Origin of the sequence: Citrobacter sp. 506, from assembly GCF_050434985.1 — a bacterium.
Taxonomy (GTDB): Bacteria; Pseudomonadota; Gammaproteobacteria; order Enterobacterales; family Enterobacteriaceae; genus Citrobacter; species Citrobacter braakii.
This window is the reverse complement of sequence record NZ_JBNDJN010000001.1, coordinates 1,633,042-1,648,556: the sequence shown is the minus strand read 5'-3', so window position 1 is coordinate 1,648,556 and position 15,515 is coordinate 1,633,042. Positions and strand designations below refer to the sequence as shown.

General features: G+C 50.7%; 17 protein-coding genes. 6 read left to right on the top strand and 11 right to left on the bottom strand.

From position 1 onward, the window contains the following. Window positions 1-4: 4 nt before the first annotated feature. From ABIE10_RS08175 to citC, 3 genes are read right to left on the bottom strand one after another with little or no spacing between them, the layout of a single operon-like run. Window positions 5-913 carry an aldolase/citrate lyase family protein gene (locus tag ABIE10_RS08175; RefSeq protein ID WP_019076252.1) on the bottom strand — a complete coding sequence of 303 codons (909 nt, stop codon included), beginning with the start codon at window positions 911-913 and terminating at the stop codon, window positions 5-7. After that, entirely contained in the window at window positions 910-1,206 is a 297-nt protein-coding gene (citD, locus tag ABIE10_RS08170; protein ID WP_181220688.1) for a citrate lyase acyl carrier protein, read from the bottom strand. Before citD ends, ABIE10_RS08175 begins: the two co-directional genes overlap by 4 nt. Beyond that, window positions 1,203-2,279: a [citrate (pro-3S)-lyase] ligase gene (gene citC / locus ABIE10_RS08165; RefSeq protein WP_016152224.1), complete on the bottom strand. Its 1,077-nt coding sequence runs from the start codon at window positions 2,277-2,279 to the stop codon at window positions 1,203-1,205. Before citC ends, citD begins: the two co-directional genes overlap by 4 nt. Window positions 2,280-2,667: 388 nt before the next feature. On the opposite strand from citC, the gene dpiB reads away from it, so the two are divergent. Both dpiB and dpiA read left to right on the top strand, forming a co-directional pair. After that, window positions 2,668-4,329 (top strand): sensor histidine kinase DpiB, encoded by a 1,662-nt coding sequence (dpiB, locus tag ABIE10_RS08160; RefSeq protein WP_046274583.1) that lies wholly within the window; start codon window positions 2,668-2,670, stop codon window positions 4,327-4,329. Further along, window positions 4,298-4,978, top strand: coding sequence for a two-component response regulator DpiA (dpiA, locus tag ABIE10_RS08155; protein WP_016152226.1), 681 nt, complete (start codon window positions 4,298-4,300; stop codon window positions 4,976-4,978). The genes dpiB and dpiA overlap by 32 nt, the downstream gene beginning before the upstream one ends. A gap of 149 nt (window positions 4,979-5,127) precedes the next feature. On the opposite strand, the gene dcuC is transcribed toward dpiA, so the two are convergent. After that, on the bottom strand, window positions 5,128-6,510 hold the full coding sequence (gene dcuC / locus ABIE10_RS08150) for an anaerobic C4-dicarboxylate transporter DcuC (protein WP_047501759.1): 1,383 nt from the start codon (window positions 6,508-6,510) through the stop codon (window positions 5,128-5,130). A gap of 451 nt (window positions 6,511-6,961) precedes the next feature. On the opposite strand from dcuC, the gene pagP reads away from it, so the two are divergent. Next, complete coding sequence (pagP, locus tag ABIE10_RS08145; protein WP_210590548.1) at window positions 6,962-7,525, top strand: lipid IV(A) palmitoyltransferase PagP; 564 nt, start codon at window positions 6,962-6,964, stop codon at window positions 7,523-7,525. A 189-nt stretch (window positions 7,526-7,714) separates the two neighbouring features. Further along, complete coding sequence (cspE, locus tag ABIE10_RS08140; protein ID WP_000034825.1) at window positions 7,715-7,924, top strand: transcription antiterminator/RNA stability regulator CspE; 210 nt, start codon at window positions 7,715-7,717, stop codon at window positions 7,922-7,924. Window positions 7,925-7,975: 51 nt separating this feature from the next. On the opposite strand, the gene crcB is transcribed toward cspE, so the two are convergent. Further along, window positions 7,976-8,359 (bottom strand): fluoride efflux transporter CrcB, encoded by a 384-nt coding sequence (gene crcB, locus ABIE10_RS08135; protein WP_003831281.1) that lies wholly within the window; start codon window positions 8,357-8,359, stop codon window positions 7,976-7,978. A 90-nt stretch (window positions 8,360-8,449) separates the two neighbouring features. Between crcB and ABIE10_RS08130 the strand changes: the two genes are divergently transcribed. Both ABIE10_RS08130 and tatE read left to right on the top strand, forming a co-directional pair. Beyond that, entirely contained in the window at window positions 8,450-9,238 is a 789-nt protein-coding gene (locus tag ABIE10_RS08130) for a deaminated glutathione amidase (RefSeq protein WP_049282443.1), read from the top strand. A gap of 128 nt (window positions 9,239-9,366) precedes the next feature. Beyond that, window positions 9,367-9,570: a twin-arginine translocase subunit TatE gene (gene tatE / locus ABIE10_RS08125; RefSeq protein ID WP_016152230.1), complete on the top strand. Its 204-nt coding sequence runs from the start codon at window positions 9,367-9,369 to the stop codon at window positions 9,568-9,570. 77 nt (window positions 9,571-9,647) lie between these two features. Here the strand turns inward: tatE and lipA are convergent, their stop codons facing one another. The 6 genes from lipA to mrdB form a co-directional block, all read right to left on the bottom strand. Further along, window positions 9,648-10,613, bottom strand: a complete 966-nt coding sequence (gene lipA, locus ABIE10_RS08120) for a lipoyl synthase (protein ID WP_003022702.1) — start codon at window positions 10,611-10,613, stop codon at window positions 9,648-9,650. A 206-nt stretch (window positions 10,614-10,819) separates the two neighbouring features. After that, complete coding sequence (lipB, locus tag ABIE10_RS08115; RefSeq protein WP_259686020.1) at window positions 10,820-11,461, bottom strand: lipoyl(octanoyl) transferase LipB; 642 nt, start codon at window positions 11,459-11,461, stop codon at window positions 10,820-10,822. A 96-nt stretch (window positions 11,462-11,557) separates the two neighbouring features. Next, complete coding sequence (gene ybeD, locus ABIE10_RS08110; protein WP_003022706.1) at window positions 11,558-11,821, bottom strand: DUF493 family protein YbeD; 264 nt, start codon at window positions 11,819-11,821, stop codon at window positions 11,558-11,560. Between the two features lie 106 nt (window positions 11,822-11,927). Beyond that, complete coding sequence (gene dacA, locus ABIE10_RS08105; protein ID WP_003022711.1) at window positions 11,928-13,139, bottom strand: D-alanyl-D-alanine carboxypeptidase DacA; 1,212 nt, start codon at window positions 13,137-13,139, stop codon at window positions 11,928-11,930. Between the two features lie 142 nt (window positions 13,140-13,281). Beyond that, on the bottom strand, window positions 13,282-14,391 hold the full coding sequence (gene rlpA, locus ABIE10_RS08100) for an endolytic peptidoglycan transglycosylase RlpA (protein WP_429155238.1): 1,110 nt from the start codon (window positions 14,389-14,391) through the stop codon (window positions 13,282-13,284). A gap of 10 nt (window positions 14,392-14,401) precedes the next feature. After that, entirely contained in the window at window positions 14,402-15,514 is a 1,113-nt protein-coding gene (mrdB, locus tag ABIE10_RS08095) for a peptidoglycan glycosyltransferase MrdB (protein ID WP_006685529.1), read from the bottom strand. Window position 15,515 lies beyond the last annotated feature (1 nt).

Below are 15,515 nucleotides of genomic sequence, written 5' to 3'. Positions count from 1 at the left end.
TGCCTTATTCTTCGCGAATGCCGGAAAGTTCTGCACGGGAGATAACCAGAAGGGCGCGCTCGATAACCGGGCTGTCGACCATTTTGCCGTTCAGGGAAACTACGCCACGGCCTTCGCGAGCGGCGGCTTCAGCGGCTTCCACGACCAGGCGCGCGTGAGCCAGCTCTTTGCGTGTCGGCGCGTACAGGTTGTGCAGGAGCTCGATCTGGCGCGGGTTGATGAGCGACTTACCGTCGAAACCCAGTTGTTTGATGTGTGCGGCTTCATGCAGGAAACCTGCTTCGTTGTTGGCATCGGAATAAACGGTGTCGAACGCCTGAATGCCGGCAGAGCGTGCCGCCTGCAAAATAGAGCAGCGGGCAAACAGCAGTTCAGTCCCTTCCGCAGAGCGCTCAGTGCGCAGGTTACGCACATAATCTTCCGCACCCAGTGCAATACCGATCAGGCGCTCGGAAGCGTGGGCAATTTCTACCGCGCGGGTAATGCCTAACGGCGATTCGATGGCAGCTAACAGACCGGTACTGCCGGGCTCACGGCCACAGGCTTTCTCGATACGCAGGATTTCGCTTTCGATGTCGATGACGTCCTGCGCGGTATCGGTCTTCGGTAAACGCACGATGTCAGCGCCGCCGCGTACCACGGCTTCGAGATCGTTAATGCCCCATTCGGAGTCGAGGGCGTTTACGCGCACGATAGTTTCAACGTCGTGATACAGCGGATGCTGCAGCGCGTGGTACACCATACGGCGAGCAGTATCTTTCTCGCGCAGCGCGACGGAGTCTTCCAGGTCGAACATCAGCGCATCTGCCGGATAGATGAACGAGTTGCTGACCATGGCGGCATTGGCGCCCGGTACGAACAGCATGCTGCGGCGGGTACGGGTTTTACGTTGCTGCAAAGATTCACTAATCACTGGCAATCCTCCCATGGCAGTGCCGGAATACCGCCAGCGCGGGCCAGTAGTGCTTCCAGTCGCGCACGTAAAATGCAGTCCAGTGCGCCTTTATCATCAACATTTAATTGCACGCCGCGTACGTTGTAGCGGGCCAGAACGTCCAGAATGGTGGCCCGGATGGCATCACCGAACTGCTTTTCGACGCTACTGTTAACCTGCAGGTCAATATCCTGCGAATCGAGTGGGGCGATGCGAATCATCACATCACCGGACTCGAGTGTGCCTGCGACGGCTGCCTGGTTTATTTTCATTTTTCACCTGTTGCTAATGCGGGGGTATTTTGGCGGACTGCCGCACCCGATGAGGCCCGCTCAACCATGCTTTGCAGATAGTGCAGCGTGGCGTCAGGGACCAGGGATGCGATAGCCGTGAGATCTTTTTTAACCAGCAGCTTGCGCACCCAGGAGGCAGAAATCGGCATCTCCTGGAAGCACAGCCGCTCAATTTCCACCAGTTCAATCGGTGGGGCGGGAAGCGTTGGGGTCTCCAGCCAGTAGCGCATATCGTTGTTGTACTGGGAGGTGACGGTGCAATACGGCTCGGTACCGACGAAGCGGTGCGTGACGCCAAGAGCCGGGGCCAGATACTGGCGGAAGATTTTCAGGTCTATTTCGGTATAGCAGTGGTTAATAACGCTCTGCTCTTTGATGAAGTAGCACGGGAACGTGGCGCGGGAAATGATGTATTCCGAACCGCGATGAACGGTTAAACGTGGAATGTCTTTTGTCCCTTTAAGCACCAGATCCAGTCGGTCTTCATACGGAAAACGCGAGGTATCTTCTTTCACCAAAAACAGATGCAGCCAGTCACATTGCGCGGCTGCTTGTTGGATCAGAAAACGATGTCCGTTGGTGAAGGGGTTGGCGTTCATGACGATACAGCCAATTTTTTTCCCTTCATGGCGCTGTTTCGCCAGTGATTCAGCGTAGCGTTTCAGACGTGTGGTGCTGTTTTCCATCAGCACCATAATGCCGGGAACGCTGGTCAGCGTAGAAAAACCGCACTGCTTAAACAGCGACTCGTACTCGGTTTTGGTATAGATGAAGAGGTGCGTACAGTGGCGCTCATAGGCGAGGTTGATTAACTCGGTCGCCAGCGTCAGCGCTAAGCCTTCACCCCTTACGGATTCGCAGATGGCGACGCACTTTATGATATTGCCGGCAATGCCGCCGCAGGCAATCAGGCGGTCATCACGGGTGACGGTGATAAATACTTCGACAGTTGTATCAACGCTCAAATCATTCTCTTTCAGAAATTGCGCGATAGCCGCCATCTTTTTATTTTCTGAGCGTTTAACTTGCGTGAATATATTATTACCGAACATAGTGAATAGAGCCCCGATGCTATATTTGTTACTGGGTTTCTGTTTTTGTTGCTCTGTTTAGCAACCTGATAACTTCTTGTTTGCAATTGAAGGGAATGTTTTTTATTACGGAGTATTTCTTTTTTTCCCTGCTGCATACATCGTAAGGAGTATTTTGGAGGTAATTTTTGATTTATTTCACAATAAGTTAGAAGGTTTTAATGTGTTTTATGGTTTTAAGTTTTTTAATTAATTTAACTCCAAAATAGCGTGTGGTTTTAATTTGTTTAATTGATTTAAGGTGGGGAATCTGCAACGATCCTGTTTTATACCGCAACTTGCAAATAAAACATTTTTATTACAACTACAATGAGAAATAAGTTTCGGGTATCGTCGCTGAGGAAGAAATATGGCAGAGCAGAAAAATAAAACACGGTTTCCTTTTTTTCGTAGTCTGGCGTTTCCATTGCGTATCTTTCTGCTTATTTTGGTCGTTTCTGTTTTTATTATCGCCGCGTTAGCACAATACTTTACCGCCAGTTTTGAAGATTATCTGGCAACGCATGTCCGCGATATGGCGATGAACCAGGCCAAAATCATCGCCTCTAACGACAGTATCATCGCGGCGGTGAAGCATCGTGATTACAAGCGTCTGGCGACCATTGCCGACAAACTGCAGAGCGGGACTGACTTCGACTATGTGGTTATCGGGGATACCAATTCTGTCCGCCTTTACCACCCAAATCCGGAAAAAATTGGCTACCCGATGCAGTTCACCAAACCCGGCGCGCTGGAAAGAGGGGAAAGTTACTTTATTACCGGCAAAGGGTCGATTGGGATGGCGATGCGTGCCAAAACGCCCATCTTTGATGACGATGGCAAAATCATTGGCGTGGTCTCAATTGGCTATCTGATCAGTAAAATCGATAGCTGGCGATCGGACTTTTTACTCCCAATGGCAGGGGTGTTTATCCTGCTGTTGCTGGTACTTATGCTGCTCTCCTGGTTATTTGCCGCCCATATTCGCCGGCAGATGTTGGGGATGGAGCCTAAGCAAATTGCGCGGGTAGTGCGTCAGCAGGAAGCGCTATTCAGCTCGGTATATGAAGGTTTGATCGCCGTGGACCCTGATGGGTATATCACCGCAATAAACCGCAGCGCGAGGAAAATGCTGGGACTGTCTTCGCCTGGACGAAAGTGGCTTGGAAAACCGGTTAGTGAGGTGGTTCAGCCGACTGACTTTTTCACCCAGCAGATTGCGGAAAAACGACAGGACGCGATGGTGAACTTTAATGGCCTGAGCGTTATCGCTAACCGTGAGGCGATTCGCTCCGGCGATGAACTGCTTGGGGCAATCATCAGTTTTCGTAGTAAAGATGAAATTGCTACTCTTAATGCGCAATTAACGCAGATCAAACAGTATGTAGAGAGCCTGAGAACGCTGCGTCATGAACACCTTAACTGGATGTCGACCATTAATGGCCTGCTGCAAATGAAAGAGTATGACCGGGTGCTGGCAATGGTGCAGGGGGAGTCGCAGGCGCAACAGCAACTGATTGACAGCCTGCGTGGCGCGTTTGCCGATCGTCAGGTAGCCGGTCTGTTGTTTGGCAAGGTGCAGCGTGCACGTGAACTGGGCCTCACTATGACTATCGTTCCTGGCAGTCAACTGCATCAACTCCCTGAGGGGCTGGATAGCACAGAGTTTGCAGCAATTGTTGGCAATCTGCTTGATAATGCATTTGAAGCGAGCTTGCGCACCCAGCAAGGCAACAAGATCGTCGAACTCTATTTGAGCGATGAAGGGGATGACGTGATCATCGAAGTTGCCGATCAGGGATGCGGTGTACCGGAAGCATTGCGTGAAAAAATATTTGAACAGGGTGTGAGCACCCGTACCGATGAACCAGGTGAACATGGCATCGGTTTGTATCTGATTGCAAGTTATGTGAGGCGCTGTAACGGGGTGATTACACTCGAAGATAACTCCCCCTGCGGCACCTTATTTTCTTTATTTCTTCCGAAAGTGAAAAAAAATAATGACGGAACCATTAACGCTATTGATCGTTGAGGATGAAACGCTACTGGCGGAAATGCATGCTGAATATATCCGCCATATACCCGGCTTCAGCCAGATTTGGCTGGCGGGTAATCTTGCGCAAGCGAGGATGATGATTGAGCGTTTTAAGCCCGGTTTGATTCTGCTCGATAACTACTTGCCGGACGGCAAGGGAATTACGTTGTTGCATGAGCTAACCCAGACGCGTTATCCGGGGGGCGTGGTGTTTACCACGGCGGCCAGCGACATGGAAACGGTCTCCGAGGCCGTGCGCAGCGGCGCGTTTGATTATCTGGTCAAACCCATTGCCTACGAGCGCCTGGGACAGACGCTGACGCGTTATCAACAGCGCAGACGCATGTTGGCCGGTAATGACAGCGCCAGTCAAAAGCAGATTGATGAAATGTTTAATGCTTATGCGCGCGGCGAACCGAAAGGCGATTTGCCGACCGGAATTGATGCGTTAACGCTGAATGCGGTGTTGAAATTATTTGCCGATCCGACGGTACATCATACTGCGGAAACGATCGCCCAGGCGCTCACTATCAGCCGTACCACCTCCAGGCGCTACCTGGAGTACTGTGCCAGCCGTCATTTGATTATTGCGGAGATTATTCACGGTAAGGTGGGGAGGCCGCAGCGTATTTATCACGGCGGCTAATTCACGTCATCCTTGAAGCTGCCTCTTTGTGGGCTGCGTGAAGAAACCCCAGTCACATAATTATCTATGGTACTGGGGATGTCTTCACTTGCCGCCTTGATGCAGCTTAAATGATTTTGCGTATCAAGGTCAGATACTGACAGTTATCGTTAACCGCCAATCAGGGCGGACGTCGCCGGCACCATCACTTCAGTTGCGATAATCACAACCAGCAGTCCAACCAGAACCGGAACCGAGGTACGTTTCACTACTTCGAACGGAGAGATCTTTGCCATCCCTGCGACAGCGACAACCACACCGGAGACCGGAGAGATTGTGCGTCCAAGGTTTGATGCCTGCAGCATCGGGATAGCCAGGTAAGCCGGGTTAATACCAGAAGAGTGCGCCAGTTTCGGGATCATCTCAACGAAGGCATAGAACGGTGCGTTACCGGACCCCGTGGTCATTGCCGCCAGCATAGTCAGGATCACCAGTACCAGCATCAGAATAATGCTCGCGGAGCCAAACGAGGTGGCGATAGAAATCAGACTCTGAATAAAGCCGATTGTGCTCAGACCCTGGGCAAAAACGCCCGCCGCGACTAACAGCATCACCACGTTAGCAAAGGCATCCGCCATACCACGGTAGGCGACTTCCAGACCCGAGAAAACCTTCTGGGTGTTGAATCCTCGTACGAACTCCAGTACAGCAGCGATGAGCATGCACAGCACCAGAATCGTAATGATATGAAGCTGTGGGCCCCATTTCCCATCGAAAATCAGGACGCCAACGATCGGGGTAAATGGCAAGATGGCGTAAAACGACGGGGCGGTAGTGGTAATTTCAGCCACATCTAACATTTCATGAGAAATGTTCTCTTTTTTATCCAGATAACGCTGCCAGAAAAAGTGGGCAATCGCCATAGCAATGATGGCGGCAATGGAAATTGGCAGCGTGGTTTTAAACGCGAAATCGATCAGCGGCATTTCCGCGGCTTTTGCAGCCAGCACTACATCACCGGATGTTGGCGAAAGAATAATAGCGGCTGGGGAGGCGCAAATGGCCGCTGCGGCGCCACGGCTAATCCCAACGTTAACCATGATCGGGAACAATGTCGCCATCAGCAATACGCCCAGACCGGTTGCTGAAGAGACCGCCAGGGACATCAGGCAGGCGACAAAATAGGCGGCAATCATAAGCAGATAAGGTGAATTGATATACTGCAGCGGCTTAGAGGCCAGCTTAACCACCATATCATTCGCGCCAATATGCGTCATGTAGGCGGCAAAACCACACAGCATCATAATCATCATGCCGAGATCGCCGCCACGGCTCATCAGCAAAATTTTAATATATTCAACAATGTCTGTTGCCGTATAGCCCGTCGTTGCTGCGCTAGACGGCAAAACTTTATGGCCCATCAACGCACTGATAATCAGCAAAACCAGACCGCCGACAAACAGTACGCCTGTCGCGGAATAACCTTTAATGATGTAGCGCGCTACACCCACAATAACCACAACCCCAATAAGGAGTTCAATAAATGTCAACATTGTTTCCCCTGTCGCATTGCTGCCCAGAAAGTTAAAAAACTAAAAAAAGTAAAAAGTGGTGACAGAATGTGCCTAATAAACCGATAACTCTTGCTGATTGAAATCAATAAAAATACGGATTCAAGCGATGGCTAAGCCGTTTTTTCAGCATCGCGATTAAAAAAAGAATATCACAATAAAAAACTGTGAAGCGCAGCGTTGGTGTGTGTGTTTTGTGGTGTTATTGATAATTTATTGTTAATTTGTTGTAATGTTATTTAACTCTTGCCGCAGGAAAGCACAATTTATTGGCAATAAAGAGAAAATAGTTCCTATGAAATGGCTCAGTAAATAAAGGGATAACTTATAGGCTGAGGAATATTCTGATTTTTTATTTGCGCATTTTTGTTAAGCTGACATTAAGGTTGGGTTTGCTAAAATTAATAATAAATCCCAGGATGGTAATTAAGTTGTGATTTTCGCTAAACGATATTTTCTCATTTTTTCATTTACTTTTATTCAGTTAGCTTTCACTTCCCAGGCTGCTGCTGAAGATAAAGGCTGGTTTGCTACTTTTAAAGATAATGTCAGTGAAACCTGGCAGCAGCCGGAACATTATGATCTGTATGTACCTGCTATTACCTGGCATGCGCGTTTTGCCTACGATAAAGAAAAAACGGATCGCTACAATGAACGGCCGTGGGGTGCAGGATTTGGTCAATCCCGTTGGGATGATAAAGGTAACTGGCACGGACTTTATATCATGGCGTTTAAGGATTCCTACAATAAATGGGAACCCATTGGCGGCTATGGCTGGGAAAAAACCTGGCGACCGCTGGCTGATGAAAACTTCCATACAGGTCTCGGCTTTACCGCCGGTTTCACCGCGCGTGATAACTGGAACTACATTCCGGTACCGGTGCTGTTACCTCTGGCATCAATTGGTTATGGTCCGGCAACGTTTCAGATGACCTACATTCCTGGAACGTATAATAACGGCAACGTCTACTTTGCGTGGATGCGGTTCCAGTTTTGATGGACTACCTGTATTGTCAGGTGGTTTATTGAAAAATCTTTTAAAAACATAGTGATAGTAAGTTTAACTGAAAAATAACGCGACATTTATCACTTTTTGATAAAGTTCGACTGGACAAAGTGCACCACAATTGTTGTACTGATACCCGACACAGCATTTGTGTCTATTTTTCATGTAAAGGTAATTTTGATGTCTAAGATTAAAGGTAACGTTAAGTGGTTTAATGAGTCCAAAGGATTCGGTTTCATTACTCCGGAAGATGGCAGCAAAGATGTGTTCGTACACTTCTCTGCAATCCAGACCAATGGTTTTAAAACTCTGGCTGAAGGTCAGCGTGTAGAGTTCGAAATCACTAACGGTGCCAAAGGCCCTTCTGCTGCAAACGTAATCGCTCTGTAAGCATACGACAGCAAGCATTCAAAACCCGCTTAATTGCGGGTTTTTTTCGCTTCAATGTGCGGGAGAAGCAGATACCAACCAGAATGCCAGGGCGGTCATCGCGAATGATCCCAACAGATTAACCAGTACATTCACCATAGCCCAACCAAAGCGTCCTTCCTGCAGTAAAAACACTACCTCAGCAGAGAAAGTGGAAAACGTTGTCAGTCCCCCGCAAAAGCCAGTAGTAATCAGCACCTTCCACATTGGGTCAATATTTGTCATGCGATTAAACCATGCCAGACCCATACCAATGATAAATGCGCCAAGTAAGTTTGCAGCCAGCGTACCGAATGGAATGGCCTGATGCAGCGGGTTAAACCGCATACTCAACATCCATCTTGCTACGCTACCTGTGCCACCACCGATAAAAACCGCTAAAAGGAGTTGTAACACTGCGTAATCCTGCTATTTGATTGTATAGAGGGTGAGTGTAACGCTGAATAATTGTTGTTGGCGAGCTTAACAAAGTTTTCTGGAGGGAATATGTTCGTTGCAGCAGGGCAATTTGCCGTGGGACCTTCATGGGAAAAAAATGCAGAAACCTGCGCCTTACTGATGTCTCAGGCTGCAGGAGAGGGGGCGTCGCTACTGGTATTACCGGAGGCATTGCTGGCGCGTGACGATTTAGACCCTGACCTGTCAGTGAAATCAGCTCAGCTTTTGGAAGGTGGGTTTCTGACGCGTTTGTTGCGAGAAAGCGCACAAAATGAGATGACGACAATCCTGACGATTCATGTTCCCTCTGTGCCAGGCCGGGCATTTAACATGCTGGTGGCGCTACGGGCTGGTCGGGTAGTGGCCCATTACGCTAAATTACATCTCTATGACGCCTTTTCGATTCAGGAGTCACGTAATGTCGATGCAGGGGACGCCATAGCGCCGCTGCTGGACGTAGGCGGATTAAAAGTAGGACTAATGACCTGCTATGACCTGCGCTTCCCTGAGCTGGCGCTGGCGCTCGCGTTGCAGGGGGCTGAGATTCTCGTTTTACCTGCGGCTTGGGTGCGGGGATCGTTAAAAGAGCATCATTGGGCCACGCTTTTGGCGGCAAGAGCGCTGGATGCCACGTGTTATCTGGTTGCGGCCGGAGAATGCGGCAACAAGAATATCGGCCAAAGCCGGGTCATCGATCCCTTTGGCGTGACTATTGCGGCGGCGGCTGAAACACCCGCGCTCATTATGGCCGAGGTTTCCGCCGAGCGGGTCAGGCAGGTCAGGGCACAACTTCCGGTGTTAAGTAACCGACGCTTTGCGCCACCGCAATTATTATGACGTTTTTTTAAACAAGGCTTGATTCACCTTGTTACAGATTGCTATTGTGTGCGCGCGTCGAAAGGCCGTTAATATTCTCAGGTTAATATGGCGCTTTATGTAGCCTGGTTTAAGTCAAGAAGGTATCTATGGGTGAGATTAGTATTACCAAACTGCTGGTGGTTGCCGCACTGGTTGTTCTGCTGTTTGGTACCAAGAAGTTACGTACTCTGGGTGGAGACCTGGGGACGGCAATCAAGGGCTTCAAGAAAGCAATGAACGACGATAATGCCGATGCCAAGAAAGAGGCTGATGGTAGCGTTCAGGCTGAGAAGCTTTCTCATAAAGAGTAATTCTGCAAACTCTGCATGAAAAAAAACCGGCGATTTGCCGGTTTTTTATTGCTGATATGTAAGTGAGTATTACACGATTACTTCACTTCCAGCCCTTTGGCCTGCATGTCAGCATGGTATGAAGAGCGCACGAATGGACCGCAAGCAGCGTGGGTAAAGCCCATAGCCATGGCTTCTGCTTTCATCTCATCGAACTCATCCGGGCTTACATAGCGTTGAACCGGGAGGTGATGGCGGCTTGGCTGTAAATACTGCCCCAGCGTCAGCATGGTCACGCCATGGCTGCGCAGGTCGCGCATGACCTCAATGATTTCAGCATTAGTTTCACCCAGACCCACCATCAGACCCGATTTGGTCGGAATCTCCGGGTGCGCTTCCTTGAAGCGTTCCAGAAGCTTCAGCGACCAGTTGTAGTCAGCCCCAGGGCGTACATTACGATAAATACGCGGTACGTTTTCGAGGTTGTGGTTAAACACGTCCGGCGGCGTGGCTGTGAGGATATCCAGCGCGCGATCCATACGACCACGGAAGTCAGGCACCAGCGTTTCGATTTTAATCGACGGACTTTTCTCACGAATCGCGGTGATGCAGTCAGCAAAGTGCTGAGCGCCGCCGTCACGCAGATCGTCGCGGTCAACGGAGGTAATCACGACATAGCGCAGCGCCATGTCCGCAATTGTCTGAGCCAGTTTTAACGGCTCGTTGGCGTCAGGAGCAACCGGACGGCCATGGGCAACGTCACAGAATGGGCAACGGCGAGTACAGATTGCGCCGAGGATCATAAAGGTTGCTGTTCCGTGATTGAAACATTCAGCCAGGTTAGGGCAGGAAGCTTCTTCGCAGACAGAGTGCAGGCCATTTTTGCGCATTGCCGCTTTGATGCCCTGGATGCGAGTGGAGTCCGCTGGCAGTTTTATTTTCATCCATTCCGGTTTACGCAGCAGGGCTTCACGCTCTGTTGCCACATTTTTTACCGGGATAAGAGCCATCTTATCGGCATCGCGGTATTTAACACCGCGTTCCATCACAATGGGTTTACTCATAGCTTGCGTGTTCCAGTTGCGAATTACGAAGGAAAGCGTTTCAATTCAAGGGAATGTTGCATTTATCAACTATTTTTGAATTAGTGATACGCAGTATATCATTGAAACGGGCCAGAAAGCAGCCTGACAGGCTGGCAAAATGTAAAATAGTTGTTGTTTTGTGCCATTTGCCACAACATATGCCGTGGCAAAGTATGACCGTATTTTCAGCCCGCAATGTACTCGTGCGGTGGGTTACCCAACAGCGCGAAGATGTTGGCCAGCAGGCGGGGGCGAATGCTCTCGGTCGTGGCTGTGCTATCCCACTGCGATACTTTCGCCATCTTCATTCCGGCATAACCGCAAGGATTGATTCGCAGGAAAGGTGACAAGTCCATATCCACGTTGAGCGCTAAGCCGTGAAATGAACATCCTTTACGGATACGTAATCCCAAAGAACAGATTTTCTTCTCACCCACATATACGCCAGGCGCATCGGCTCGCGGGTGGGCGTCAATGCCGATTTCCGCAAGGGTATTCACGACGGTTTGCTCCAGCAGCGTAACCAGTTCGCGCACGCCAAGTTTACGACGCTTCAGGTTCAACAGCACATACATAACCTGTTGGCCTGGTCCGTGGTAGGTCACCTGACCGCCACGATCGCTCTGGATCACCGGAATATCTCCCGGCATCAATACGTGCTCAGCTTTACCTGCCTGACCCTGGGTGAAGACAGGATAATGCTCTACCAGCCAGATTTCATCATGACTGTTTTCATCACGGGTATCGGTAAATTCATGCATGGCCAGAGAGACTGGCTCGTAAGGTTGAAGACCGAGCTGGCGGACCAGAATTTTATCCTGATACAAAACGGCATCTCCGTAGAGAATGTTAAAGAGGGGAAAAGTATATCACAGGGGGGAGGGGTTACCCGAGCGGGGATGCAGCGGGTAACCGACAGGTTTTTACAGCACCATGCGTACGATATCGATATTGCCTAATTCTTCGTACAACGTTTCAACCTGCTCAATGTGTGTAGCAGTGATGGTGATTGAGACCGAGTGGTAGTTGCCTTTGCTGCTCGGTTTTACCGTCGGAGAGTAATCACCTGGCGCATGGCGCTGTACCACTTCAACCACCTGATCAACCAGCTCAGGCAACGCCTGCCCCATTACTTTGTAAGTAAATGGAGTAGGGAATTCAAGCAGTTCGTTAAGTTTGGTTTTCATGTCAGCTCCGGCGTTACATCAAAAAATAATAACTCCCACTGCGCGTGGGAGTTATCTGGATACCTAGTATATGGGGACGTAAATCACACTTTCAAGTGTTCGATTTTTAGCCAAACCAGTGATGGAACATTAATTTAATGTAATCAATGATTTTCCCAAAGAAGTTGCCTTCAGGGATTTCCTGCAGCACCACCAGCGGGCGCTGTTCAATGGTTTTGCCATCCAACTGGAAGTTGATAGTGCCGACAACCTGGTTTTTCTGCAGCGGGGCGTGCAGTTCAGTGGTGTTCAACACATAGCTGGCTTTCAGGTCTTTCATGCGGCCGCGCGGAATGGTCAGGTAGACATCTTTATCAACGCCTAACGACGCACGATCGGTGTTACCAAACCAGGCGGGTTCTGAGGCAAATTCTTTACCCACTTTCAACGGGTTCACGGTTTCAAAGAAACGGAAGCCCCAGGTCAGCAGTTTTTTACTTTCGGTTTCTCGGCCTTTATAGGTGCGACCACCCATAACGGCGGAGATCAGACGCATCTGGCCTTCGGTTGCGGATGCAACGAGGTTATAGCCAGCCTTATCGGTGTGACCGGTTTTGATACCGTCGACATTCAGGCTGTTATCCCACAGCAGGCCGTTGCGGTTTAACTGACGAATGCCGTTAAAAGTGAACTCTTTTTCTTTATAGATAGAGTATTCGTTAGGCACGTCACGAATCAGAGCCTGACCAATCATCGCCATGTCGCGAGCCGAGCTGTACTGACCGTCAGCATCGAGACCATGAACGGTCTGGAAGTGGGTGTTTTTCAGGCCCAGCGCATTCACATAGCTGTTCATCAGGCCGACGAAAGCATCCTGGCTACCGGCTGCGAAGTCTGCCATCGCCACGCACGCGTCGTTTCCGGATTGCAGGTTAATACCACGGATCAGCTGAGAAACAGGAACCTGCATGCCTGGCTTGAGGAACATCAGCGATGAACCTTTGAAGACCGGGTTGCCCGTAGCCCATGCGTCATTGCCGACGGTGACCAGATCGGTTTCTTTGAATTTCCCGGCTTTCATCGCCTGGCCGATGACGTAGCTGGTCATCATTTTGGTCAGACTGGCGGGGTCGCGGCGAGTGTCTGCGTTCTGTTCTGCCAGAACTTTACCTGAATTGTAATCAATCAGGATATACGACTCCGCATCGATCTGCGGAACACCCGGGATCATGGTTTTAATATTCAGGTCATCGGCATGAGCAGCAGAGAGAGAGGCTGCGCAGAGAGCCGCGGTGAGCGCCATACGCTGCACGAAACGAGCGGAAAAAGTGGTCTTCATGGTCTGAACTACGACGTCCGTGATGAAATTAAAAAAAGTGCCCTACTATAGCAAATGCATAACTGGCAGGCATCTGACTTTCCGCGTGACTTTGTTAATGTCATTTACAGAAACTGACAGTTCAGATACCTGATTTACGTTATTACACGCCGGTGATGAAGGACTGTAATTGCGCCTCGGATTGAAGACGCTGCTGCAATGTGGAGGCTTCAGCTTTGCTGGCAAACGGCCCCATCTGGATACGCCAGACTGCGCCGTTTTGTACCACCCGGCCAGGAACGCCAAACTGCTGGCTTAAACGCTTTTGATACTGCTGCGCGCGCGACTGCTCGCTGACTGCGCCAACCTGAACCACATAGCGTCCGTTGGCGGTTGCCGCAGGCGCAGGAGCTGTGACGGCTGCTGGGGTTGCTGCCGGCGCGGTTGACGTGACCGGTGCGGTGGTTGTCGATTGCGGCGCCGGAGTCGGCTCGCTGCTTTCCAGCACGCCTGATGCGAGCGTGGTTGGCGCACCGAGGAATCCACTGCTGTTTACTGGCGCACCGGTTGGATCATCGCTTTTCAGCGTGGAATTACTGATCGGACGAATATCGCCTTGCGGCTGACCTGCATCCGATGGCGAAGGCATGCTTCCCATATTGCCGCCACCGCTTAAATCAGGACGCGCAGGCAAGGCATAAGTTTGTTTCGCGACCGTGGTACAAGCCATACCCGGTCCGGACAATGAACCATCCTGGGCGACGATGATTGGGTCGATACGCACTTTAGTGTTGTTGGAGGTGTTCAGACGATCGGCTGCGGCGCGCGAAAGTGAAATCACGCGATCGTTGCCATAAGGCCCGCGATCGTTAATGCGCACGACGATCATCCTGCCGTTCGCCAGATTGGTAATTCTGGCATAGCTGGGGACAGGCAGCGTCGGATGCGCAGCGGTCAGCTGCATCGGGTCGAACGCTTCGCCAGACGCGGTTAAGTTGCTTCCTGGTTCCGCATCATAGATAGCGGCAAGTCCGGCCTGGCTAAAGCGGGAGGGATCCTGCACGATTTTGTAGCTTTTACCATCACGCTGGTAGTCCTGATTCGCCGTTGGGTTCAGGGGGTCAAAGCGCGGATCGGCCCCGCTGATTTCAACAATCGGACCATTACACACCGCAGGCTGCGGCGCGACAGCAACCTGTTGCTGACCATCATCACTCGAACACGCCGCGAGCATTCCTGCTGCGATGCAGATACCAAGCCACTGCTTACGCATTGCGTACCCCTTACACGCTTTTCGACAACATTTTTCTATGGGTGTGGATCGACATAACAATCCCGAACCCGGCCATCAGCACGATAAGTGCCGAGCCTCCGTAACTGACCAGTGGGAGTGGAACCCCAACCACGGGCAGAATACCGCTCACCATACCAATATTTACGAAGACATAAACGAATAATATCAACATTAAGCCACCCGCCATGACGCGACCAAAGGTGGTTTGCGCGCGGGCAGCGATCCATAATCCGCGCATAATCAGCAAAATGTAGAGCGTCAACAGAATCAAGATCCCCACCAGACCCAGCTCTTCCGCTAAGACAGCAAAGATAAAGTCGGTGTGGCGTTCGGGTAAAAACTCAAGCTGCGATTGTGTACCATGCAGCCAGCCTTTGCCGCGTAACCCGCCGGAGCCAATAGCAATTTTAGACTGAATTATGTGATAACCCGCGCCCAGCGGATCGGTTTCCGGGTCGAGCAGCATCATGACGCGCTGACGCTGGTAATCATGCATCAGGAAGAACCACAGTATCGGGATAAACGCCGCGACCAGAACCACCGCAACGCCGATTAAGCGCCAGCTCAAACCAGAAAGGAACAAGACAAACAGACCGGAAAGAGCGACCAGAATTGAAGTGCCGAGGTCAGGTTGGGCGGCGACCAGCAGCGTGGGCATAAAAATCAGCACCAGCGCAATGGCGGTATTTTTTAGCGATGGTGGGCAAACGTCACGGTTAATAAAGCGCGCAACCATCAGCGGCACGGCGATTTTGGCAATTTCAGAAGGCTGAAAACGCACGATACCCAAATCCAGCCAGCGCTGCGCACCTTTGGAAATGGCGCCGAAGGCGTCTACCGCCACCAACAGAATGATGCAAAAGATATAGAGATAGGGCGCCCAGCCCTCATACACCCGGGGGGGAATTTGCGCCATCACTACCATGATGACCAGGCCCATTGCGATCTGGCCGACTTTGCGCTCCATCATGCCAATATCCTGGCCGCTGGCGCTCCAGATGACCAGTGAGCTGTAAACCAGCAGAGCCAGCAAAATAAGCAACATTGTGGGATCGATGTGGATTTTGTCCCAGAATGTTTTTTTGTTCGGATTATCCGTCACG

Bases quoted from the DNA above. Each gene is read 5' to 3' on its own strand.
- citD (WP_181220688.1), bottom strand. From the start codon at position 1,206: ATGAAAATAAACCAGGCAGCCGTCGCAGGCACACTCGAGTCCGGTGAT.
- citC (WP_016152224.1), bottom strand. From the start codon at position 2,279: ATGTTCGGTAATAATATATTCACGCAAGTTAAACGCTCAGAAAATAAA.
- dpiB (WP_046274583.1), top strand. From the start codon at position 2,668: ATGGCAGAGCAGAAAAATAAAACACGGTTTCCTTTTTTTCGTAGTCTG.
- dpiA (WP_016152226.1), top strand. From the start codon at position 4,298: ATGACGGAACCATTAACGCTATTGATCGTTGAGGATGAAACGCTACTG.
- dcuC (WP_047501759.1), bottom strand. From the start codon at position 6,510: ATGTTGACATTTATTGAACTCCTTATTGGGGTTGTGGTTATTGTGGGT.
- cspE (WP_000034825.1), top strand. From the start codon at position 7,715: ATGTCTAAGATTAAAGGTAACGTTAAGTGGTTTAATGAGTCCAAAGGA.
- ABIE10_RS08130 (WP_049282443.1), top strand. From the start codon at position 8,450: ATGTTCGTTGCAGCAGGGCAATTTGCCGTGGGACCTTCATGGGAAAAA.
- tatE (WP_016152230.1), top strand. From the start codon at position 9,367: ATGGGTGAGATTAGTATTACCAAACTGCTGGTGGTTGCCGCACTGGTT.
- lipA (WP_003022702.1), bottom strand. From the start codon at position 10,613: ATGAGTAAACCCATTGTGATGGAACGCGGTGTTAAATACCGCGATGCC.
- ybeD (WP_003022706.1), bottom strand. From the start codon at position 11,821: ATGAAAACCAAACTTAACGAACTGCTTGAATTCCCTACTCCATTTACT.
- dacA (WP_003022711.1), bottom strand. From the start codon at position 13,139: ATGAAGACCACTTTTTCCGCTCGTTTCGTGCAGCGTATGGCGCTCACC.
- rlpA (WP_429155238.1), bottom strand. From the start codon at position 14,391: ATGCGTAAGCAGTGGCTTGGTATCTGCATCGCAGCAGGAATGCTCGCG.